This is a genomic window from Methanofollis fontis (assembly GCF_004297185.1).
Classification (GTDB): domain Archaea; phylum Halobacteriota; class Methanomicrobia; order Methanomicrobiales; family Methanofollaceae; genus Methanofollis; species Methanofollis fontis.
This window is the reverse complement of record NZ_PGCL01000001.1, coordinates 345,775-366,202: the sequence shown is the minus strand read 5'-3', so window position 1 is coordinate 366,202 and position 20,428 is coordinate 345,775. Positions and strand designations below refer to the sequence as shown.

Here is a 20,428-nt window from a genome sequence, read left to right as displayed (position 1 = left end):
TGGGGGCGATAAGGGTTCAGATTTTCAGTCACCCATGTAGAGCGCCTGGATTGCCACCACGGCAGCCGAATCCTCGGCGGCGGCATACTCAGCGAGGGGGTCGGCGTTCAGTTCCAGGAAGCGGATGCCCCAGTTGAACTTCGAGAGGATAGACCGCGCCTGATCCTCCTCCCCGAGAATCCAGAGGGCGGCGGCGAACGCCTCTACCGAGGTGAGGCGAAGGGGGCGGCCGAAGTTCACCGGATTGGCGGCGACCAGGTAGGGGAGGGCGCGGCGGCGGGGCCAGCGCCGGACCTCGACGGATTCGAGCACCTCCCAGGAGCAGTCCAGGGCGGTGATCGAGGGGGTGTCGCGGTCGGTCCTGGAGAGGGCGCGCTCTGCCGTCGGGTCGAGGATGAGGGAGGAGCGGGGGATGCGGGTCAGGGAGTCGGTGACTGTCACCTGCCCGAAGCGCTCCATCCGCTTGACCGTGCACTTCCGGGGATCGCAGGAGTTGTCCCTGAAGGCATAGAGGCGTATCATCTATGCCGGTTTGGCGCAGACCCCTATTGAATGTATATCCTCTGCTCACCCTGCATCTGTGATCCCTCGCTGCGGGCCGAGGGGATCACCCGTCCGGCCGATCTGACGGCCTTCGAGGGTGCCCTGGAGCGCTGCCGGCGCTTTTCGATCGAGGTGGTGCCCCTGCCCTGCCCGGAGACCGCCTACCTGGGGCGCCCCCGTCCGCCGGCGACCTTTGCGGAGCGCCTGGACACCCCGGCGTTCTCCGTCCTGCTCGACCGGATGGAGGCGGAGGTGCGCTCCCTGATCGCAGAACGCGGCCCGCCGCTCTGTATCGTGGGCGTCGACTCCTCGCCGACCTGCGGGGTGAACCGGACCTGGCGAGATGACCGGGTGCCGGGTCGGGGTGCCTTCCTGGCCCGGTTCCCGGAGATCGAGGCGGTGGATGTCTATGAGTTTGCGAGGCACCGTGTCTATTGCGCCGCTCCGCTCTTCACCGCTGCCGAACAGGGGTTCAACCGGGAGGTGCGGGATCTGCTGGAGGCCTCATATTACGATGTCTATCTGCCGCAGGAGGCCGGTGAGGACGGGGCGGTGCGCGACCCCGCATGGGGCCGGGCCCTCTTTGATCGGCACACCGCCGCCCTCAGGCGGGCGGATGTGGTCGTCGGGGTGATCGACGGCGCCGATGCCGACTCGGGGACGGCATGGGAGATGGGGTATGCGTATGCGCTCGGAAAACCGGTCGTGGCCCTGAGGACCGATTTCCGCCGGGTCGGTTCGCACGAGCTGGTGAACCTGATGCTCGAGCACTCGGCCTCGGTGGTGACGGCGGTGGGGGACCTGCCTGATGCCGTCGGACGGGCGTGTATGCCCGTGTATGTGCGCGAGAACTCTTCGTAAGAGAGGGGCGGGGTCTCCCCTCCCGGTCAGGAGCGGAACCCATATTCCCCCCTCACCGGCAACAAAATAATATTTATGCTCTCTTCACCCGGAGCGTTCTGCGATGCGGCCCAGGATCTCCTCCCTGAACGCCAGCAGGTCGTCCTCGGGGCCGGGGCTCTCTGCTGCCTCGTCCGAGATCCGCTCCCATGCCAGGGCATAGGCGCGTGCGGCATGCTCCGGGCAGTATTCGAGAAACTCCTCGCCGGCGCGGATGAGGTCCGCGGCCTCCGGGTCTGCCGGTGTCGGGGGGGCGACCCGCTCCAGTGATTCTCGGAGGTCCCGTGCGTGCAGGTAGCGCTCCTCTGCCGGGGCGAGGCGCACCGCCTCCCGGGCCGCCTCCGCCGCCCCGCTCCGGTCGTTGAGACCTGCTCGCACCCCGGCGAGGCGGAAGAGTATTGTTGGATCGCCGGGGGCGATCGCCTGCGCCTTTTCCAGGAGCGAACACGCACGCTCGAGGTCCCCGGCGTCGGACGCGAGGGCGCCCATGTTCCTGAGGATCCGGGCGCGCACCGGGGCAGGGGGGTTCGCCCGCAGACCCCGCCGGTAACAGCGCTCTGCCTCTGCAATGCATCCCAGGTCGGCGAGGTTCGTGCCGGCGCCGAGATGGGCGAGCGCCCTGACGCCGTTCCGGGTCGGGAAATTGGCGAAATGTTCGATGGCGGCATCGATGGTGCCGGCGACGACGGCATCCCGCACAAGCGGGTAGAGGATCAGACCGAGGTCGGCGCCCTCCTGCACGGCGTCCTCGATCGCCCGGCGGATCAGCGCCGTCCCTTCCGCACCGCCGTCCAGCAGCCCGAGGTGGATCCGGGCATAGGTGTCGGTCGGGCGCATCCGCAGCACCTCCTCGAGATACCGGCGCCCCTGCTCCGGCAGACCGTAGAGGCGATGGGCGATGGCGATGTTCCGCATCAGGTCGGTGTCGTGCGAGATGGCGAGGGCCTCTTCAAAGGAGCGGATCGCCCGCTCGAACTGGAATGCCTGAAGGAGGACGGCGCCCTGTCCGAACCGGTCCAGGTATCGCCGCCGGTCTTCGAGTGCGGCGAGTGCCGGGAGATCAAAGGAACCGTCGGGGCGGGCGTACTGGTCCATCGAGAAGAGGCGGGCCATCGCCGCCTCCTCCGCATTTTCGCCCCCCTCCATCTCCAGGATGCGGGTGAGCGCGGCGTACTCCTCCTCAAACCGCCCGGTGCGCCGGAACGACGACCCCAGGGCCCAGAGGAGGTTTGCCGATTCTGCGGGGTCGAGGCGTCCGACGGTCGCTTCCACCGAAGCGGTCAGATTGGCCGCACGTTCTGTCTCTCCGGCACTGTAGAGTGCTTCGGCAAGACTCTTCTCCGCCAGGGCCACTGCATAGGGGTCGCTCTCGGCCTCCACCCTCCTGATGGCCAGGGCGCGTTCGGCGCATTCGATCGCCCGCTCATGCTCTCCGGCCTCCCTGAAGAGGACGCCCAGGTTCTCGAAGGCGGTGTAGTGCACCATGCTGTCGTCTGAATGGACGATCGCATACGCATAGATCGTCTCCGCCTCCTCGATCAGCCCTCGGCGCACCAGTCCGGCCGCTTCCTCGAGCAGGGTCTCCTGGTCGTCGAAGAGGGCCACGAACCGGTCGAGGGTCTCCTCGTCGAGGCGGAAGGGGTACTCCCGGTTCAGGATGGCGATCTGCTCCTCCCGCTCCCTCCCGGCAAACCAGACAACGGCCAGAATGGTGGCCGAATCGTTGAGAAACCGTGTGAACGTCCGGGCGCCGCCAGGGGGGATCGAACCGCCGTTGAGATTTTTCAGGCATGAAAAGGCGAAATCGGTGATCTCAAGGTCGGCTGGAACGATCTGGGTTTCGGGAAACCCGCCCGGATAGGATGACTCGAAATAGAGGTCAGGGTAGTGTATCTCCGTCATCACCGCCCGTTTCTCCCGTCCTTCCCATTGTGCTGCAGGGATATCGGTGGCGATGCAGGAGGGGGCGGGGACGGTCCCCCCCTGCGTCTCCGCCGTGCAGGTGTTGAGCATCCCCCTGACGATATGTGCTGAATTGAGGTCGCTTTCATCGAGGAACGCCAGATAGCGCCGCCAGAGATATGCGTCAGGTCCGCTTCCGTCGAGATCGGGGAAGGAGGTGGCAAGGGCGCCTGCAAGGGTGGTTCTGAAGGCGTCTTTCGCCGCATCGTCGGCAAATGCCGCCGCCGCCGCCTCAGCGGCAAACCCCATATCGCGCTCCCGGCGGATCAGAAACAGGCGGAGAAGGGCGGTCTCTTCGGGTGTGGGTGTCTTCCGGCACCAGCGCTCGATCCAGAAGTGCTCGCGGAAAAAGTTCAGTGCAATGGTCGTATCCATCTCGTCGTACCTCTCCTGCACTCTCGTGGAACCTGCGAGGGGATACTCCTATTGATTGATGCGTAAACGAAGGGTGAAAAATGGTGGGTCCCGTGAGGGAACCCGACGTGGATGTGTCCTTTGCGTGCACAGGGTTGGAGGGTGTTGAAGCCCTCCCGTTTGCGAAATGAATGCTGGTGGTTTGAGAGGTGATGGTGTAGTGGAAGCACCCGGGATGCAGGCGTGTGCCTTGAGTCAGGTGTGTGGGTGCTCTGGTGTTCTCTCGTATGCCGCCCTGTCTGAGATTTCCCCTATATCAGATGAGGCTTTTGGCAATCATATGTGGATCGTTTCACTATATAAATATATGCTGTATTGCATGGCATTGTGGCATTCGATGATGCCTCCCATGGTGCATGCCGGTGGCGAAAGCGATAAATTCGGATGGGTGCAGATCAGATCTGTATATGACCACCTATCCCGCGGAGATTACCGGAATTCTTGACACCCTGAAGGCGAATCCCCGCGGCATGTCGGTCACCGAGCTCTCCCGCGCCCTCGCCCTCAACCGGAACACCCTCTCGCGCTACCTGGACATGCTCAGGATCGCCGGCGAGGTGGAGATGCGGACCTACGGCAAGGCGAAGGTCTTCTACCCCTCGCAGCGCGTTCCCCTCTCGGCCATGATCAACTTCTCCTCAGACGGTGTGGCCATCCTGGACCGCGACCTCGTCATCGTGCAGGCGAACGACCGGATCCTGGAGATCGTCAGGGCCGGACGGGAGGAGGTGATCGGAAAGCCGATCGGTGCCTCCCGCCTCTCGGCCTTCGACCACCCCCTGATCCGCGCCCGCATCGAGGACGCCCTCGGCGGTCAGGACGTGGTCGAGGAGGTGCGGTTCCTCCGTCCGGACGGCGAACTCTTCTTCAGAATGAAGGTGCTCCCCACCGCCTTCAATGATGGAAGTCCGGGTATCACCATCCTTCTCGAGGAGATCACCGCACAAAAACGGGTGGAGGAGGCGCTCAGGGCGGGCGAGGCAAAGTTCCGGGCGCTTGTCGAGGACATCAACGACGTCATCTGGAACGTTGACGACGGCTGGTGCTTCTCCTATGTGAGCCCGAAGAGTTTTGACCTCCTGGGCTACGCACCCGACGAGATGGAGGGAAAACCCCTCCTCCAGTTTGTCCCCTCGCCTGAACGGGAGCATTTCGCCGGGAAACTCGAGGAGGCGGTGGGACGGCGGGAACCCTTCTCCCTCCTCCACATCCCCATCCTCCACCGGACCGGGCGGCACCTCGTCTTTGAGGCGAACGGCACGCCTGATTTTGACGAGATCGGTGAATTCGCCGGCTACAGGATGGTTGCACGAGACGTCACCGAACGCCGGCAGGCCGAACGGCGGGTTCTGGGCTGGAAATCCTTTCTCCACTCGGTCGTCCAGAATATCCCTGACATGGTGTTTGTCAGGGAGACCGAAGGGGGCGCCTATGTGCTGGTCAACCGTGCGGGCGCCGATTTTGTGGGCGCAACGCCCGGGTCCCTGACCGGGAAGCAGGCCGAGGAGATCTTCCGGGCCGATCTGATCCCCTTCATCAGATCAGGCGAGGACGAGGCGATCGCACGCCGCACCACTGTCGCATGCCCGGAATGCAGGGTCCGGATGAATGACGGCGAGGTCCGTCACCTTCAGGCGAAGAAGATCCCGATCGCCGCCAACGGGGGTCCGCCCCGGTATCTGCTGACGATCATCCGCGATGTCACCGCCCATGTGCGTGCCGGCGCACACCTCAGGGAACAGCGGGACTTTGCCGCCGCCCTCGGCACCGCCTCCGATCTTCCCTCCGCCCTCTCCATCTGCCTGGAGGCGGCAATGCGTGCAAACGGCGTGGATGCCGTAGCGGTGTATGCCGTCGGCGAAGGGGGGCGGCTGGACCTCACAGCCTGTTCCGGGTTTTCCGCCGCCTTCCCGGAGGGCAGTGGACGGCTTGAGGGGCGTGCCTCTGCCGCCCTTCTTGCACGCAGCACCGCCGCGCTCACCGGTGGCGAACCCTTCCCCGTTGCATTCCTGGAGGAGGGGCTCAGCAGCCTCTCCTCCTTCTCCATCACTCACAGCGGGACGCCTCTGGCGGTGCTCGTGGCCGGGTCCCGCCGTCATCGGCAGATCCCGGCGGACGGGTATGAGAGTCTGCAGGTGATCGCCGCCCAGGCGGCCAATGTCGCCGGACGGATCATGGCGCAGGAGACCGTGCGGAAAGAGCGCGACCTTGCCGAACGCTATCTCGATGTTGCCCGTGTCATGATCGCCGTGATCGGGACGGACGGGCGGATCGAGCGGATGAACCGCACCGGCTGCCAGGTGCTCGGCTACCGGGAGGTGGACCTGCTCGGGCGGAACTGGTTTGCCACCCTGGTCCCCCCCTCCCTCCGGCCGCGCCTGGAGGCAAACTTCCGGAGGCTGATGGACGGGGTTGTCCTCCCCCCCGGCGAGGAGATGACCCCCCTGCTGGATCAGGACGGATCCGAGATCGGGATCATCTGGCACAATGCCGTGCTGCGTGATGAGAACGGTGCGATCACCGGCATCGTCTCATCGGGCACCCCCACCCCCTCGCCCCGCAATGAGTTTAATGCTCCAGCGCCGAACCATCCTGTATGACGCCACCACGGGCCGCCATCCGTCTCTCTGCCGATGACAGCAAGAAGCAGGAGGAGTTTTTTGCCTCACCCCGGGTACCCCGGCGGCTCGAGCGCCTGGTCGAGGAGTATGTGGCGAAGAAGACCGGGAAGGCCTGGAACGATCCCGTGGTGCTCGACCGTATCAGATCGGCGGTCGTGGCCCAGAAGGGGGGCTACTGGTCCAGGGGACGGGGCCGGATCACCTATACGAAGGGCTATGACGTGCTGGCCTATCTCGCCTATCAGTTCCCGGTCTACCTTGTCCAGACCGAGGTCATCCTCCACCGCCTGGCAATGGACCGCCTCCTCCCGGCGCAGATGCGGGTGCTGGACGCGGGGTGTGGTCCGGGCGTGGTCTCGCTTGCGGTGATCGATTATCTGGCGAGAATTGAGGGTGTTTCAGCCTCCATCGAGGCGATCGATCTCTCGGAGGAGCATGTCGAGGCATATCTCTCGCTGGTCCCCGCCTATGCGGAGCGGAAAGGTCAGGTCAGCGTCGCCCGACCGGTTCGGGGTGACCTCACCGACCCCCCGAAGGGGGCGTTGCAGGGGCCCTTCGACCTGATCCTCTTCTCCAATGTGCTCAACGAACTCCCGTGCACGGATCCGGCGGATCGGGCTGCGGTCGTCGCCCGTTTCATGGATCGCCTCTCCCCTGACGGGACGATGGTGCTCGTGGAACCGGCCGAACGGGAGTCTTCGACCGCTCTGCGGGAGGTGCAGCAGCACCTCGTCTCCCGGGGGTATACGGTCTATGCCCCCTGCACCCCCCTCTGGGGGGAGGCCTGCCGCCCGGAACGCTGCTGGACCTTTGCGGGCGGTCCGGAGATCCGTCCACCCCGCCTGATGGAGGCGCTCGCCGCAGGGGAGGAGGGATATCGTTTTCGCAATACCGACATCAAGTATTCATATGCCATTATCCGGAGGGACGGGCGCACGCGGGAGCGCTACCGCATCGCCCCCACGATGAAGGTGGCCCGCCTCTCCTCCCTTGCCGACCACGTGGGGCGGCGTATCAACCTCTGCACCGCCCTGATGTCGGCGGACATCGGGGACGAGAAGCGGCATGTGGTGAAGATCTGCGACGGCACCACAACAAAACCGGTGTATGCGGTCATGCCCGTCTACACCCGGAACACCGGGAACGATGCACTGCTTTCAGGGGAGTATGGAGGAATCGTGGTGATCAGGAATGCGACGGTGCGCTATAATGCCGGTGCCGACACCTTCTCGGTGATCATCGGCCGGAAGACGACGATCGAGCCCGCAGGAAGGGGAGCGGACCGATGATCCCGCAGACCTGGCGTCTTGCGGTCCTGCTGGTGCTGCTCATCGCATCGGCCGGATTTTTTGCCTCGTCGACCTTCCGCTGGTCTGAGGAGCGTGCCGATGCCGAGGAGACGATCTACCAGGTCTCCACCCTGGGCGCCCTGCTCGACGGCGTCTATCAGGACGCCGCCACGATCGGCGACCTCCTCTCGCACGGCGATATCGGGCTCGGGACGCCGGGCGCCCTGGATGGCGAGATCGTCGTTCTGGACGGCGAGGCCTGGCAGGTGAGGGGCGACGGTGTGGTGCGGAGGATGGATGCCGCCGAAACCACGGCGTTTGCGGCCGTCACGCCCTTTGAACAAGATATCACATTCGATCTCCCGGGCCGGACGGATCGCTCCGCCCTGGAGGAGGCGATCCTCGCCGCCCTCCCCTCGGCGAACTACCCCTGCGCCGTGAAGGTGACGGGCACCTTCCTGACGGTGGAGACGCGGAGCGTGGACCGCCAGAGCCCCCCCTATCCGCCCCTGGCCGAGGTGACGAAGGACCAGCACCTCTTTCATTTCAGCGGCGTGAAGGGCACGCTCGTCGGCTTCTATCTCCCTGCCTATATGGAGGGGGTCAATGTGCCTGGTTTCCATCTCCACTTCATCACCGATGACCACAGCGGCGGCGGGCATCTCCTGGACTGCACCGTCCAGGATGCCCGGGTAATGCTCGATCTCACCCCCTCTGTCCGGATCGTTCTCCCGGAGAACGAGGGCTTTGCCTCCGCCCCCCTCACCACCGGCCGCTCGGATGAGGTGGCCCGGGTGGAGGGCGCCCCTTCGGGGTGAATCTCTCTCGCTTTTTTCTCCTCCTGGTGGGAGATGGTTCTTCCCGGAAAAGCGGTGACGGGGGTTTTTCACCCCCCGAACTCCCCGGTCGATAGGATAGGGACAGGGGCGGGTCAGGGCTGTCTCTGGATGGAAAAATCCGCCCCTGAAAAAAAACTCCCACCCCCCCTTCTACCGATTCCTCCAATCCCGCCCCTATCTCATTGAGGGGGTGGGTCAGGGAGGGGTTCTCCCCTCCCGGTCAGGAGCGGATCATTTTTCCCGAACAGCACCGGACGGGGTTTTTTCACCCCCCGAATCCCCCGGTAATTGCGATAGGGACGGGGATGGGTTTTGAAGTGGTCCTGAGATGGAGGACTCGCCCCGTGCACCGATCCCCCCGAGCGAACACATGAGTGTTAACCAGAAAATCGTCCCCCTTCTCCCCTCAGGCCCTGTCCATATCCACCACCTCATCGACGAAGGTGGTGAGCTGGGTGAGCAGGAGGGGGTCAAGCCCCTTCTCGACCGCCAGAAAAACACCTGAAACATCCAGGATCTTCAGGCGACTCGAGACAAAATGGAGGAACCGGGAGATGTTCGCCGACGAGAGGTAGATGAGCATGGTGGAGACCGAATCGAAGAGCACGAAGACGTCACGCCCTTCCCCCTCCTTGAGCGTCCGGGTGATGGCGATGCCCATATCGGTCAGGTTCTCCGGGTTGTTCACGAAGATGACGTTTTCCTGCTCTTCCGGCACCTTCCCGATGGCATATTTTGTGATCGCATCCACGAAATGGACCTTCGAGAGGTCGATCCCGGCACGAGTATAGAGTTTTTTCAGGATGATGTAGGGCTGGTTGGTGGTGATGACGATGACGTCGCTCCCCCAGCCGGTGATTTGCCCGACGGTCTCCACATTCGCCTGTTTCATCGCATCTGCAGAAGAAAGGAGGAGATATATTTTGTTCTCGTCACTTTTTGCCGGGGGAAATGCCACGGAAATCACCGTGTCAGCAGGTCGGCATAGGAGTCGGGGATATCTTTCTGCTCGTCGATGACCGCCTGGTTCAGCTCGCGGAGGGTTGCGAGAATCTTCTCGGTATGGCTGATCTGCACCTGCAGGGCCGCCGTGATCTCCTCGTTGTCCATCTCGCCCGTCTCGATGCCGTGGCAGATCCCGGAGAGGTTCTCCTGGATCACGCTGATAGGGGTCTTGATCCGCAGTGCCACCTCGGTGATGAACCCGATCAGGGCCTTGTGCTTCCGTTCCCGCTCTTCATGATGAAAATTGCTTGACTCGGAGAGTGCACCGATCACATAGGCCACGATCACGAACATCACCGCACGGACGACGGCGGCCGGGTCTAGGGTGCCGGTCAACCAGTAGTCCACGGCGATATGGATCAGCCCGAAGCCCAGGGCGATATATGCCGCCTTCCGGTAATACCAGATGCCGGTCAGGGCGATCACGAGATAGAAGATGTGAGTATATGCGACCGCCGTGCTGAGGTAGATATGGACCACGACCTCCAGGACCACCGAGAGGGTGATCAACGCAACCACGATGGCGGGTCTGATCCAGGTGTATTTTTTGTCTATCTCCGACAGATCCATCTCCCTTGAACCCCTTGATCTATGCTACGACGTTTGAGTTTCGTTCAGATAAACCTATTCAAAGAATTCTTGCTCTCTGTAGTGTAAATTGGCATTTAATACTGTAAAATGTAATTTAAATCGCACTTATTCGTTAAAAACAGGTTATTTTTGATAATGGGGCTATTAACCCTGAAATATTCTGGATTTATCTGCACTGCGCCTGAAATTGAGATCTCCTGTCACCGTCTGATGATAGGGTAATGGAAGGGAATAGTAGAAATATATCAAATTCCAAAGTAAGAACCCGATGAAAAAGGATATCGGGAAAGTCTTAGGGGCCCTCGTATTTCTGGTCCTGGTCTTCGCCCCCATCAGCGAGGACATCATCCCCGTCCCGGCACGGTATGTCGCGGCGGTCACGCTTCTGATGATCATCTGGTGGATCACGGAAGCGATACCGCTCGAGGCGACGGCCCTGCTCCCGGTGGTGCTCTTTCCCCTACTCGGCGTGCTGTCCCCCACCGAGGCGACGGCGCCCTATGCCGACAAGATTATCTTCCTGTTTATGGGCGGTTTCATCATCGCCATGTCGATGCAGCGCTGGGGGCTCCACCGCCGCATCGCCCTGAATATCATCAATGTCGTGGGCACCAGCCCCAGACGGTTGATCCTGGGGTTCATGATCGCAACCGCCTTTCTGTCGATGTGGCTCTCGAATACGGCGACCGCCATGATGATGATCCCGATTGCCATCGCCATCATCGCCACGGTCATCCCGAACGCCACCACGCATCTGAAGGACATGACCGAGGAACAGCGGCACTTCTCCGAGGCGCTTGTCATCTCCATTGCCTATGCTGCCAATATCGGGGGGATCGCCACCCTCATCGGCACCCCGCCGAACGGCATCTTCGTCGCCCAGATGAAGACGCTCTTCCCGGCGGCGCCGGCGATCGATTTCTTCTCGTGGATGAAATTCGGCGTGCCCCTGGTGGCGATCTTCATCCCGGTCACCTGGCTCTGGCTCACCTACGGCTCCTACCGCCACCTGCCCGCGAAGATCTCCCATGCCCGCGATATCATCGACCACCATATAGAGAACATCGGGCCGATGACACGGGGCGAGCGCTGGACCCTGATGGTGTTTGTGCTCACGGCACTTGCATGGATCTTCCGGTCGACCAAGGCGATCGGCGATATCACCATCCCGGGGCTGGACCTGTTCTTCCCGGGGATCAACGACTCGACGATCGCCATCGCCGGAGCGCTCCTCCTCTTCCTGCTCCCGGTGGACAGGAAGAAGGGGATCTTCACGATGGACTGGGAGTGGGCGGTGAAGATCCCCTGGGGCATCCTGGTCCTCTTCGGCGGCGGTCTCTGTCTCTCGGTGGCCTTCATCGAGAGCGGGCTGGCAAAGATCATCGTCGACCAGATCGCCATCTTCGGTGCCCTCCCGATCGTGCTGCTGGTGCTGGTGGTGGCGATCGGCATCTCCCTGCTCACCGAGGTGACCTCGAACACTGCCGTTGCATCTCTGATGATGCCGATCATGGCGGTAACGGCGGTCTCGATGAACATGCACCCCTATATGCTCATGCTGACGGCGGCGGTCTGCACCTCGATGGCCTTCATGCTCCCGGTGGCAACACCGCCGAATGCGGTCGCCTTCTCGTCGGGATACATCGACATGAAGGACCTGATGCGGTCGGGATGGGTGCTCAACCTGATCGGCGTTGCCCTCTGGACCTTCTTCCTCTTCACCATCGTGATGTGGGCGCTCGGGTTCACCCCGGCACTGCCCGACTGGGCGACGGTGCCGCTGAAATGATCGTGATGTCCGCTGTTGAGCGGACGACAATCTCTTTTTCCCCATTATAGGTGGCGGCGACGCCGACTATCCTGATCCGGTCCCCCTCTGCAAGCGAAACCTGATCGGCGAGATCGGCGGGCAGGAAGATGGGTGCGTCGTCCACCCGTCCGGCGGCGTGCCCGCCGGAGAGGGTGTGATACGAGGAGAGTGTCCCCTCGATCACCACCAGGGTCCCCTCACCGGCCTCAGGGCTCCAGGGCTGTGCGAATGCCGCGCTCCCGATCATGCCGAGGAGGGCGTGTGCGGCAAGAATAAGTGCGGATATGCCGATCAGAACTCCCAGGGCGCTTTGTTCTCTATGATCAAGCATTGTGTAATATACATCTCCGATTTATATAATGGGGCGATACCTTCATATGTTAACGTTGTTAACAATAGTGTATGCACCATACCACCCTCCCACCTTCCTCCAGGAAGGTCCTGCTGATCCTGGGGGACGGCGGTGCGATGACGCACAAGGACCTGGTTCGGACCTCCAACCTTGCGCCCAGAACGGTCAGGTATGCGCTGAAAAAACTGAAGGAGAACGACCTCATCATCGAGAAGTTCAACTTCAGGGATGCCCGTCAGATCATCTATCAGTGCAAGCCGCAGGAAGCCCTTGAGGCTGCCTGAAACAGCTGTCGCCCTCTTTTTCGTTCGCTATTGTTATGAGCGCCGGCGCCGTATGACGGCCGCGGCCAGGAAGATCGCCAGGATCGCCGCCGCACAGATGAGGCGCACGTCGATCTCCTCTCCGGCGTCCGAACTGCTCTCCCAGTCTGCGGAGAAGACGCCGGCAAAGTAGCGGCCCGCCTCTGTCGAATCGACGATCACGCCCGCCTCCCGGTTGAAGTCCGCCGAGTTGTCGTTCCAGTTCATGCTGGAGACGAGAACGCTCCGGTTGTCCACGATCACGCCCTTGGTATGGACCTTATCCAGCCCCGCCGCCTCCAGGTCCGCGCACCTTGCCTGGAGGGGGAGGCTCTCTGCACGGGCCAGGGCGTTGATCCAGGCGGCCTGTTCGTCGTTGTCCTCCTCATCCGCCGTGTTGAACCACGCCGAGTCCAGGAGCACGCGCACATCGACCCCACGGCGTGCGGCCTCGATCGCCGCCGCCAGAAAGCGGTTCGGCTGTCCGTCCGTGCTATTGCTGATATATGCCTGCTCGATCCAGATGCTCTCCTCCGCCCCACTGATCAGGTCCAGGACCAGGGCGCTCGTCTCCGGTGAGAGCACCGGTGTCACCCTCGCTCCCTCCACCGTCAGGGGGGCAAAGCAGGGATGGCGGCAGACGGCATCTGCCGGCACCATCTCGCCTCCCCCCGCCATCGGGGTGATGTCGCCTCCCATGCTGTCCGCCCTGAACACCCCGTTAAAATAGGCGGCGACCGCCGGGTCCCGCACCCAGACCCCCCAGCCGCGGTTTCCCGCCCTGCCGCATTCCGGAATGCCGCTCTCCTTGAAGTTTTCGGTGGTCAGAAGCACGCTCTCATTGTCGATCACCATGTACTTCGCATGGTCGAAGCGGTAGCGGGCATGGTTCTCGCCGACCGTGCCCATCGCCATCACCGCGGCCCCGCCCCCGGAGAGTGTCCGGGCAACCGCCCGCTCCTCCAGGGGCACCCCGCCCACAGGTCCCCCCTCCAGGAGGATGGTGAGGCCGACACCCCTGTCAAGCGCCCCGGCAAGCATCCGGGCGATCCCCGGATGGGTGAACTCGTAGAGGTTGGCGTTGATGTGGTACCGCGCCGAATGGATCGCCGCCTCGACCACCTCATAGGAGCAGTCCGGCGAGACAAACAGGGTGAGGCTGACATTCTCGAAGGTTTCAGGGGCGAAATCGGACTGCCCGATGAGGCGGGGGTGGGGGTCCCAGGCACCGTCCTCAAGAAAATGCACCTGCCCCTGCCGCGCCGCCACCATGCCGGGCCATGCCACCTCCTGGACGGTGACACCGTCCTCCAGCAGGTTGAGGCTGTCCTGCGTGTTTGCCATCCTCAGGTCGCCGGAGCGGATCATGTCCGGGACATCGGGGTGCGTCGGCATCATCTCGTAGTCGGGCAGGGTGCCATGGACCCGGAGATATCCCTCCGCCTGCCGCGCCACCACCGCCCGCCCCGCGATCGATGCCCCGTCCGGGAACCGGATGCTCCCCTCCCCGTCGGTGATCGAGATGCCGGCAAGGCTGCCGTTCCCTGAAAGCACGATGAATTCGTCGGGTTCGTCCATCGCATAGGTGTCCGGACAGAAGCCGGTGATCATGACCCCTGAGGCCGGCAGGACGAGCATCAGCATGAGGAGGACGAAGGGGGGGATGGGGGCCCGCATATGTTCGGATTCTTCCCCGACCATTATATAATCAGCCGCTTCACCCTCTTCATGGAGGGTGCGGTCGTCGTCAAGGTCGGCGGGAGTTGTATGGATGCGGCGGCCCCGGTCGTTGAGGAGATCCTGGCCGCGGGGAGACCCGCCCTCGTCGTCCCGGGCGGCGGAGGGTTCGCGGACAGCGTGCGGGCCCTCGCACCCCCGGACACCCCGGCCCACTGGATGGCCGTGTGTGCGATGGAGCAGTTCGGGTGGTATCTCACCTCCTTCGGGCTCCCCTCCACCCGCTCGGTGACGCCCCCCGACGCCCCCGCCATCCTCCTCCCCTATATCCCACTTCTGGAGGCCGATCCCCTCCCCCATACCTGGGAGGTCACCTCCGACACCATCGCCGCCTGGGTTGCCGGGGAGATCGGGGCCCCCCTGGTGCTGGTGAAATCGGTGGACCGTCTCCGTGTCGATGGAAGGGAGGTGGACCTGCTGGAAACCCCGGTGGCATGCGGGGACGTCGATCCCTGCCTCATCCCCTATCTCCTCTCCCGCCGGATACCGGCCGTCGCCGTCAACGGGCGGAGGGAGGGCAGGCTTGCCGCCCTTCTGCAGGGAGAGGAGGTGATGTGCACCCGTATCGGTTGCCGATCATTTATTGCCGATCAGGTGCAACGATCTCCCACTCAATAGTTGGGGTTTTTTCTATGGCTATCCAAAAATGCACGTCTTGCAATGCGCCGCTTGCCGAAAGCGGATCGACGAAGTTCGGCTGCCCGATCTGCGGCACCGAGATCCGGCGCTGTGCCCCCTGCCGGGAGCAGAGCATCGCCTACACCTGTGAAAAATGCGGATTCCAGGGGCCATAATCATGGGAAAAGTTGCAGTGATCCTGAAACTCATGCCCGAGTCCGCCGAGGTTCCGATCGAGGAGTTGAAGGCGCGGGTGCAGACCTCTGTTGAGGGCATCGATGCGATCGAGGCAGAGCCCATTGGATTCGGCCTCTCCGCCCTGAAGGTCGCCGCCGTGATCGAGGATGAGGAAGGGGCGACCGACGCCCTTGAGTCGAAACTCGGCGCCGTCGAGGGTATCGCCACTGCACAGATCATCGACGTCAACCGGATGATCTGAGCATATCCATTTTTTCCAGGACGTCCTGCGTTATTCCCCGTATTTTCTCGACCGAGCTCTGGAATGCTGCGATTTCGGATTCTTCGATCCGGATGGCGACCGGGAAGACACCGTTTCTGTTGATGCGTGCCGGCACCCCGATGCAGACATCTCCGATATTGTGGACCTCGCTCTTGATATAACTCGAGACGGTGAGGATGCGGTTCTCGTTCCCGAGGATCGTCTGGACGAGAGTGCCGATGGCGTCGCCCGGGCCGTAGATCGTGGCCCCACTGTTTTTGATGATGAAACTCCCGCTGTTCTTCACCCGGTTCACCATATTGGTCACCGGTATCCCGGCGAAGGCGGGGAGGTTGGTGACCCGGATCCCGCCGATGGTCGTGGCCGACCAGAGGGGGACCATGCTCTCCCCGTGCTCACCGATGATGCGGGTGTGCACCTCGCTCACATGGACGTGGAAATGACTGGCAATCAGCGCCTTCAGCCGCATCGAGTCGAGATGAGTGCCGAGGCCGAAGACCTGTCTGGGCTCGAGCCCCGAGTACCTGAGGGCCACGGCCGTCATCACGTCGACCGGGTTGGTGATCATCAGCACGATGGCCTCGGGGGCGTATTTTCCGATGTCTCTGGCGATCGGTGCGATGATCCGGGCATTCTCGAGGGCGAGGTCGGTCCGGTCCTGCCCCTCCTTTCTCGGAACGCCGGATGTGACCACGATCACGTCCGAATCTGCATAGTCGTCGGCATCGGTGCTCCAGGTGATGCGCGTCCCCGAACCGCGTGCGGCGCAGGAGTCGGTGAGGTCGTGCGAGAGTGCGGTCAGCGACTGTTCTCTCCCCGGTCGGCCGGAGAGGAGCACCTCATCTACATATGGGATACCTGAAATGGCATGCGAAGCAAAAGAGCCAAGCCTTCCCGTGGCTCCGATAATCGTAACTCTGGACATGGAAATCAGTCGACGGGGACACGTCTTCGGTCGACAGCACGTGTCTGCTCTTGCCGGGATACCCCTTCTCCACCCCGCACCCCCATGGGCGCCGAACGTCCACGGTAGGTCTGCTCCCTTCCGGGCCTGAACCGGTCCCCGCGGTACCAGGTCTCCGCCCCCTACGAGGCCTCGATGCCTGTCCGTCGACCTCATGGGACAAGGCTTCGCAGTCAGGATATACAGGGCGCCAGCAGATCGCCAGAGCCTTCCTCAGACTTCGCCCTCCGCATACCGGCGATTTCGGGTTACAGGTGACGCCGAGCCACCCGGGCTAGTCCCCATATACAGTGATGCTCAGGGGATAAATGCATTGCCTCCGCCGGCACCCCGCCATCTCTCCAGGGCGGCATTGCAGGCAGAACGCTCCTCTTTTCCGAAGATGTCCAGGGCGGCGATGCTCCGCTCCGGGCGGGCGAGGAGTGGGGGAAGATCGGCATAATCGCCCTGGCAGACCCGGAAGTGCTGGTCGCCGTCCGCGCGGGCGACGGTGACGGGGCGGTCGCGGCGCACCGCCTCGATCCCGTCATGGGGGAGGGTGACCTCGTCGACGAGCAGGGAATCGCGGTTGACGGCGATGTTGATGGCCGTCCAGCGGACTGCCGGCCCCCAGAGATCGCAGAAGATCACCTCCGGGGTGCCGGCCAGGGCCGCCGCCAGACCGAGGGTGCCGGCGCCGCAACAGGCGTCGATGAAGGTCCTGGGGTTTGTGCGCCGGATCTCCCGTTCGACGGCCCGGATCTTGGGGTTATGCGGGCGCGGGAACTCGATATGGAGTTTCGAGAGTTCCTTGTAGATCACGATATCGCCGGATGCGGTCGGGAAGACGTTGGCCTGGACGTCGCACCCGGCAAGCAGTTCGTGGGCAGCGGTCCCGCCGTCGGGGTCGATACCCGGGAGGGCGGGGGTGGTGCGCACCACCCCGCGCACCTCCGGGACCTCTGCGACGATCCGTTCAGCGGTTCTTCGGTCGGGGTGGGGGCTGAGCAGCACCAGGGAGCGTGGGGGGAGGAAGGGGGGGGCGGTCATCACGAAACCGGGGTCGGTGACCGGGGTGCCGACGGTCCTGAGGGCTTCGGTGCCGTCGAAGATCCCCGCCCCGGTGAGGATCCGGTGGATGTCGGCGAAGACTGCGTCGATGAACCGTCGCCCGCAGGTGCAGGGGGGGGCGGGTGCATATTCCTCCGGCGGCGGGGCATTTGTGCCCAGGCGGACGGGGCGGCAGCGTGAGCAGGGGGTGAAGACCGCCGGGAGGGTGGCGAGCAGGTCGCCGGCGGGTTGGATATGGTCGTCTCCGCAGACCGGGCAGTGCATGAAGAGTGATCGGATGGGGCGCTGAATAAACCTGCGGGCGTTCAGGCCCTTCAGGGGAAGAAGATCAGGATGAGGGCGATCGCCAGAATATAGCCGAGGGGGTAGAGCCAGACGATGATACGGTCGATCCGTTCGGCGATCTCCTTCTGCCGCTCGGTCGCCAGCCATTTCAGGTAGAGGTTATAGGCGACGGTCGCCCCGCTGATCATGAAGGTGGTCACCAGGATCGAGTCCAGGAAGGTAAGGTAGCCCAGGCGCGGCAGATCGTTTGCAATGGTGAAGTTGAAGGCGATGAAGAGGAGCAGGTTTGCCCCGGCGATGTCCGCCCTCTTGCCGTAGTCCCTGAGCAGGAAGGGGATCCAGCTGAGCACGATGATCAGCAGGATGGGCACCAGAATCCTCAGGATATAGTAGGTGAGGTGCCTCTGTGCCGTGAAATGGAAGGAGTAGCGGGAATTGATGCCAGTGATCATGATGCTGCCGATCCCCGAATCGCTCCCGGTGATGTACCACTCCTCCTCGCCGAGCTGGGTCCCGACGGCGGTCTTTTCCTCCCAGGGGGTATAGAAGACCGCTTCTTCGGGGTAGATCGAGTCGACCCTGATGTAGAAGTCCTGTGTGTCGAAGGGGTAATTCTTGAAGTCGAAGTCCGGCGCCTGGAGGATCACCCAGAAGCGCTCGTAATAGGTGGCCGTTCCGTCCGGCTGGATCGAGATCAGACTGTTCTGGGTCCAGCGGTTGCCCTGCTGGTTGTAGAGGGTGAACTCTGGCCAGCGCGTGCCTTCTGCCGCCACGAAGTCATCGATCTCCCGGTAGATCTTGATCCGGCAGTCGCAGGTGTCCGGGCTGTAGGCGAGGGCCGGGTCGTTCCACTGCATCCAGAGATTGGCCACCACTCCGAAGTTTTCCGCCTGCTGGTCGACGACCGTGATCTGGTCCATCTCTACCCCCACCGCCACGAGCAGGGGGGCGATCAGCACGGCGCCGCCATGCGGTTCGGCCGCGCCGCCGAGCACCGAGGGGTCATTGATCCCGACCAGCAGGCGGTAGGCACCCGCAGTGGCGTTGCCCCCTCTCTCCTGACCGGAGACTTCGATACGGCTGTTCTCAGTCGCTTCGGTGAAGGTGTAGGTGAACGAGGCCCGTCCTCCCCCGTCGGTGGCAATTCCGGCCGCCAGGATTTTTTCTCCGTTGTCCTGCAGCACGATCACCGGGATCAGGTCGCCGGAGGTGCGTTCGACACGGGCGTAGAGGATGTCCCCCTGCCTCACCGGGCCGAGGATATGATAGGTGCCGGTTTTTTCCGGTGTGAGGGTGCCGGCCACCTCCCCGACGGCCATATCCAGTCTGGATGCCTCCCGGTCCAGCACGGCGATGGTGCTCCCGGTCGGTCCGGCCGTGCCGTCCAGCACGCCGGGGGCATCGATACCGATCGTAAGGCGGTAGTCGCCGAAGGTCTCCTCTCTGGCCGGCGACGCCATCACATCCAGGACGTAGTCGCCGTCTGCAGGAACCCTGAAGTGGAGGGCGGCGGCATAGCCCGCCCCGCCGTCGTCGTCCCATGCAAGGAAATAACGGTCTGCGATCCGCGGTATCACACCGAGGGGATCGCCGCCCCCGCTGACGGCTTCTTCGACCCCTGCCACGAAATCGGCGGCCATCTGTTCACGGTCGATCGTGGGGTGGGCGATGGCGATGAACGGGTCGAGGTTGCCTGAGGTGCCGGTGGCGTGGATATAGATGTCCTGCCCCTCCCTCAGTCCGGCGAGATCATAGAATGCCGTCTCCCCTGTCTCCAGCCGTTCGGTCAGCACCTGGACGCTGCCGCTCTCCTGAATCTGGGCGGCGGCGGGGATGGAGACTGAGAGCAGGAGGAGGATGAAGATGAGGCATGCCGCCTGCCGCTCCGTCGTCCGGGGCCGGTGTTTGCCGCGCCAGAAACGTATCATCTCCTCTCCTTTGAATGTAAAATGTCAATTTCGCCGCATGAACCATGCGGCATTTCGTCCATCCCCGTCTCTGCTGAGTGCCCATATCATCGGCTCCATAATATACTTTTTCAGGGACTGTTGTCCCGAGGATGGTGGCCGGAACGGTGGGATGTGCCCCGGGATCTGTCCTCTGTCCCTTCAGGCAGGGGAGGATGAGGAGGACCGAGATATCCGGCACCCGCCGATTGCATCGGGTGGCATCCTGCGGTTAAATGCGGCTTCATGACTCCGAAAACGGAATTAGGAAGGTTAATATGCTCGAATGCTCCCAGATCAACGTGGAGTGGCCGTATCCGGCCGTCCGGGAATATCGTATGACCGACCAGCGACCGATTGGTATTACAATACTGGCAATCCTTGCCCTTCTTGCAGCGATCCAGGCGATCATCTTCACCTTCCAGATGCTGGATATGATCCCGATCATCATCGGCGAGGTGGCCTTCTTCACCTTCAGCCTCTATGGTGCGATCATGTGGGGAATCCTCGCATTCATCTACCTCTGGGTGTTTCAGATGCTCTGGAACCTCAACCCGCAGGGATGGATGTTTGTGATGATCGTCTCCATCCTGAACCTGATCATGGCCGTTTTCTCGATCATCGGGGCCTCGTCCTGGCAGGCGATGGCGCCGGCCATCCTGATCAACGCCATCGTCCTGGTCTATTGCCTGATGCCGGGCACGAAAGCGGCGTTCGGCCTCCCCGAATAAAGGAGGGGG

19 protein-coding genes and 1 other RNA gene are annotated in these 20,428 nt (G+C 62.9%); 10 read left to right on the top strand and 10 right to left on the bottom strand.

What is annotated here, in order from left to right; genetic code table 11:
• Positions 1-24: 24 nt before the first annotated feature.
• The gene (locus CUJ86_RS01785) at positions 25-522 is read right to left on the bottom strand and encodes a DUF367 family protein (protein WP_130645844.1); all 498 of its coding nucleotides are present in this window, start codon (positions 520-522) and stop codon (positions 25-27) included.
• Between the two features lie 30 nt (positions 523-552).
• On the opposite strand from CUJ86_RS01785, the gene CUJ86_RS01780 reads away from it, so the two are divergent.
• On the top strand, positions 553-1,404 hold the full coding sequence (locus CUJ86_RS01780; protein ID WP_130645843.1) for a nucleoside 2-deoxyribosyltransferase: 852 nt from the start codon (positions 553-555) through the stop codon (positions 1,402-1,404).
• An 84-nt stretch (positions 1,405-1,488) separates the two neighbouring features.
• Here CUJ86_RS01780 and CUJ86_RS01775 read toward each other — a convergent pair whose 3' ends face one another.
• Positions 1,489-3,780: a tetratricopeptide repeat protein gene (locus CUJ86_RS01775; protein WP_130645842.1), complete on the bottom strand. Its 2,292-nt coding sequence runs from the start codon at positions 3,778-3,780 to the stop codon at positions 1,489-1,491.
• 446 nt (positions 3,781-4,226) lie between these two features.
• Here CUJ86_RS01775 and CUJ86_RS01770 point away from each other — a divergent pair, with 446 nt between their 5' ends.
• The 3 genes from CUJ86_RS01770 to budA are packed head-to-tail and all read left to right on the top strand — an operon-like array spanning position 4,227 to position 8,547.
• Complete coding sequence (locus CUJ86_RS01770; RefSeq protein ID WP_165394729.1) at positions 4,227-6,419, top strand: PAS domain S-box protein; 2,193 nt, start codon at positions 4,227-4,229, stop codon at positions 6,417-6,419.
• Entirely contained in the window at positions 6,416-7,729 is a 1,314-nt protein-coding gene (locus CUJ86_RS01765; protein WP_130645840.1) for a small ribosomal subunit Rsm22 family protein, read from the top strand. Before CUJ86_RS01770 ends, CUJ86_RS01765 begins: the two co-directional genes overlap by 4 nt.
• Positions 7,726-8,547, top strand: coding sequence for an acetolactate decarboxylase (budA, locus tag CUJ86_RS01760; protein WP_130645839.1), 822 nt, complete (start codon positions 7,726-7,728; stop codon positions 8,545-8,547). Before CUJ86_RS01765 ends, budA begins: the two co-directional genes overlap by 4 nt.
• A gap of 427 nt (positions 8,548-8,974) precedes the next feature.
• On the opposite strand, the gene CUJ86_RS01755 is transcribed toward budA, so the two are convergent.
• Together CUJ86_RS01755 and CUJ86_RS01750 are read right to left on the bottom strand one after the other, a co-directional pair.
• The gene (locus tag CUJ86_RS01755) at positions 8,975-9,460 is read right to left on the bottom strand and encodes a DUF7504 family protein (protein ID WP_235855543.1); all 486 of its coding nucleotides are present in this window, start codon (positions 9,458-9,460) and stop codon (positions 8,975-8,977) included.
• Positions 9,461-9,531: 71 nt separating this feature from the next.
• The gene (locus CUJ86_RS01750; protein WP_130645837.1) at positions 9,532-10,143 is read right to left on the bottom strand and encodes a hypothetical protein; all 612 of its coding nucleotides are present in this window, start codon (positions 10,141-10,143) and stop codon (positions 9,532-9,534) included.
• Positions 10,144-10,432: 289 nt separating this feature from the next.
• Here CUJ86_RS01750 and CUJ86_RS01745 point away from each other — a divergent pair, with 289 nt between their 5' ends.
• The gene (locus CUJ86_RS01745; RefSeq protein ID WP_130645836.1) at positions 10,433-11,953 is read left to right on the top strand and encodes an SLC13 family permease; all 1,521 of its coding nucleotides are present in this window, start codon (positions 10,433-10,435) and stop codon (positions 11,951-11,953) included.
• Here CUJ86_RS01745 and CUJ86_RS01740 read toward each other — a convergent pair.
• Positions 11,910-12,305, bottom strand: coding sequence for a single stranded DNA-binding domain-containing protein (locus CUJ86_RS01740; protein WP_130645835.1), 396 nt, complete (start codon positions 12,303-12,305; stop codon positions 11,910-11,912). The genes CUJ86_RS01745 and CUJ86_RS01740 overlap by 44 nt on opposite strands.
• A gap of 71 nt (positions 12,306-12,376) precedes the next feature.
• Here CUJ86_RS01740 and CUJ86_RS01735 point away from each other — a divergent pair, with 71 nt between their 5' ends.
• Positions 12,377-12,610 carry a winged helix-turn-helix domain-containing protein gene (locus tag CUJ86_RS01735; RefSeq protein WP_130645834.1) on the top strand — a complete coding sequence of 78 codons (234 nt, stop codon included), beginning with the start codon at positions 12,377-12,379 and terminating at the stop codon, positions 12,608-12,610.
• A 33-nt stretch (positions 12,611-12,643) separates the two neighbouring features.
• Here CUJ86_RS01735 and CUJ86_RS01730 read toward each other — a convergent pair whose 3' ends face one another.
• The gene (locus tag CUJ86_RS01730; protein ID WP_130645833.1) at positions 12,644-14,305 is read right to left on the bottom strand and encodes a phospholipase D-like domain-containing protein; all 1,662 of its coding nucleotides are present in this window, start codon (positions 14,303-14,305) and stop codon (positions 12,644-12,646) included.
• Between CUJ86_RS01730 and CUJ86_RS01725 the strand changes: the two genes are divergently transcribed.
• The 3 genes from CUJ86_RS01725 to CUJ86_RS01715 are packed head-to-tail and all read left to right on the top strand — an operon-like array spanning position 14,306 to position 15,422.
• Entirely contained in the window at positions 14,306-14,983 is a 678-nt protein-coding gene (locus tag CUJ86_RS01725) for an amino acid kinase family protein (RefSeq protein WP_235855542.1), read from the top strand.
• A 14-nt stretch (positions 14,984-14,997) separates the two neighbouring features.
• On the top strand, positions 14,998-15,159 hold the full coding sequence (locus CUJ86_RS01720) for a zinc finger domain-containing protein (RefSeq protein WP_130645832.1): 162 nt from the start codon (positions 14,998-15,000) through the stop codon (positions 15,157-15,159).
• A gap of 2 nt (positions 15,160-15,161) precedes the next feature.
• The gene (locus tag CUJ86_RS01715) at positions 15,162-15,422 is read left to right on the top strand and encodes an elongation factor 1-beta (protein WP_130645831.1); all 261 of its coding nucleotides are present in this window, start codon (positions 15,162-15,164) and stop codon (positions 15,420-15,422) included.
• Here the strand turns inward: CUJ86_RS01715 and CUJ86_RS01710 are convergent.
• The 4 genes from CUJ86_RS01710 to CUJ86_RS01695 all read right to left on the bottom strand — a co-directional run bounded on the left by CUJ86_RS01710 (position 15,406) and on the right by CUJ86_RS01695 (position 19,670).
• Positions 15,406-16,368 carry a malate dehydrogenase gene (locus CUJ86_RS01710; protein ID WP_130645830.1) on the bottom strand — a complete coding sequence of 321 codons (963 nt, stop codon included), beginning with the start codon at positions 16,366-16,368 and terminating at the stop codon, positions 15,406-15,408. The two genes, CUJ86_RS01715 and CUJ86_RS01710, sit on opposite strands and share 17 nt — an antisense overlap.
• A 12-nt stretch (positions 16,369-16,380) precedes the next feature.
• Positions 16,381-16,692: signal recognition particle sRNA (gene ffs / locus CUJ86_RS01705), an RNA gene on the bottom strand.
• 12 nt (positions 16,693-16,704) lie between these two features.
• Entirely contained in the window at positions 16,705-17,721 is a 1,017-nt protein-coding gene (locus CUJ86_RS01700) for a 50S ribosomal protein L11 methyltransferase (RefSeq protein WP_165394728.1), read from the bottom strand.
• A gap of 50 nt (positions 17,722-17,771) precedes the next feature.
• Positions 17,772-19,670, bottom strand: a complete 1,899-nt coding sequence (locus CUJ86_RS01695) for a ligand-gated ion channel (RefSeq protein WP_130645828.1) — start codon at positions 19,668-19,670, stop codon at positions 17,772-17,774.
• Positions 19,671-19,966: 296 nt separating this feature from the next.
• Here CUJ86_RS01695 and CUJ86_RS01690 point away from each other — a divergent pair, with 296 nt between their 5' ends.
• Complete coding sequence (locus CUJ86_RS01690) at positions 19,967-20,419, top strand: hypothetical protein (RefSeq protein WP_130645827.1); 453 nt, start codon at positions 19,967-19,969, stop codon at positions 20,417-20,419.
• Positions 20,420-20,428: the final 9 nt, after the last annotated feature.

Coding starts and splice junctions, on each gene's coding strand:
- CUJ86_RS01785 (WP_130645844.1), bottom strand. CDS start 522: ATGATACGCCTCTATGCCTTCAGGGACAACTCCTGCGATCCCCGGAAG.
- CUJ86_RS01780 (WP_130645843.1), top strand. CDS start 553: ATGTATATCCTCTGCTCACCCTGCATCTGTGATCCCTCGCTGCGGGCC.
- CUJ86_RS01775 (WP_130645842.1), bottom strand. CDS start 3,780: ATGGATACGACCATTGCACTGAACTTTTTCCGCGAGCACTTCTGGATC.
- CUJ86_RS01770 (WP_165394729.1), top strand. CDS start 4,227: ATGACCACCTATCCCGCGGAGATTACCGGAATTCTTGACACCCTGAAG.
- CUJ86_RS01765 (WP_130645840.1), top strand. CDS start 6,416: ATGACGCCACCACGGGCCGCCATCCGTCTCTCTGCCGATGACAGCAAG.
- budA (WP_130645839.1), top strand. CDS start 7,726: ATGATCCCGCAGACCTGGCGTCTTGCGGTCCTGCTGGTGCTGCTCATC.
- CUJ86_RS01755 (WP_235855543.1), bottom strand. CDS start 9,460: ATGAAACAGGCGAATGTGGAGACCGTCGGGCAAATCACCGGCTGGGGG.
- CUJ86_RS01750 (WP_130645837.1), bottom strand. CDS start 10,143: ATGGATCTGTCGGAGATAGACAAAAAATACACCTGGATCAGACCCGCC.
- CUJ86_RS01745 (WP_130645836.1), top strand. CDS start 10,433: ATGAAAAAGGATATCGGGAAAGTCTTAGGGGCCCTCGTATTTCTGGTC.
- CUJ86_RS01740 (WP_130645835.1), bottom strand. CDS start 12,305: ATGCTTGATCATAGAGAACAAAGCGCCCTGGGAGTTCTGATCGGCATA.
- CUJ86_RS01735 (WP_130645834.1), top strand. CDS start 12,377: ATGCACCATACCACCCTCCCACCTTCCTCCAGGAAGGTCCTGCTGATC.
- CUJ86_RS01730 (WP_130645833.1), bottom strand. CDS start 14,305: ATGCGGGCCCCCATCCCCCCCTTCGTCCTCCTCATGCTGATGCTCGTC.
- CUJ86_RS01725 (WP_235855542.1), top strand. CDS start 14,306: ATGTTCGGATTCTTCCCCGACCATTATATAATCAGCCGCTTCACCCTC.
- CUJ86_RS01720 (WP_130645832.1), top strand. CDS start 14,998: ATGGCTATCCAAAAATGCACGTCTTGCAATGCGCCGCTTGCCGAAAGC.
- CUJ86_RS01715 (WP_130645831.1), top strand. CDS start 15,162: ATGGGAAAAGTTGCAGTGATCCTGAAACTCATGCCCGAGTCCGCCGAG.
- CUJ86_RS01710 (WP_130645830.1), bottom strand. CDS start 16,368: ATGTCCAGAGTTACGATTATCGGAGCCACGGGAAGGCTTGGCTCTTTT.
- CUJ86_RS01700 (WP_165394728.1), bottom strand. CDS start 17,721: ATGCACTGCCCGGTCTGCGGAGACGACCATATCCAACCCGCCGGCGAC.
- CUJ86_RS01695 (WP_130645828.1), bottom strand. CDS start 19,670: ATGATACGTTTCTGGCGCGGCAAACACCGGCCCCGGACGACGGAGCGG.
- CUJ86_RS01690 (WP_130645827.1), top strand. CDS start 19,967: ATGCTCGAATGCTCCCAGATCAACGTGGAGTGGCCGTATCCGGCCGTC.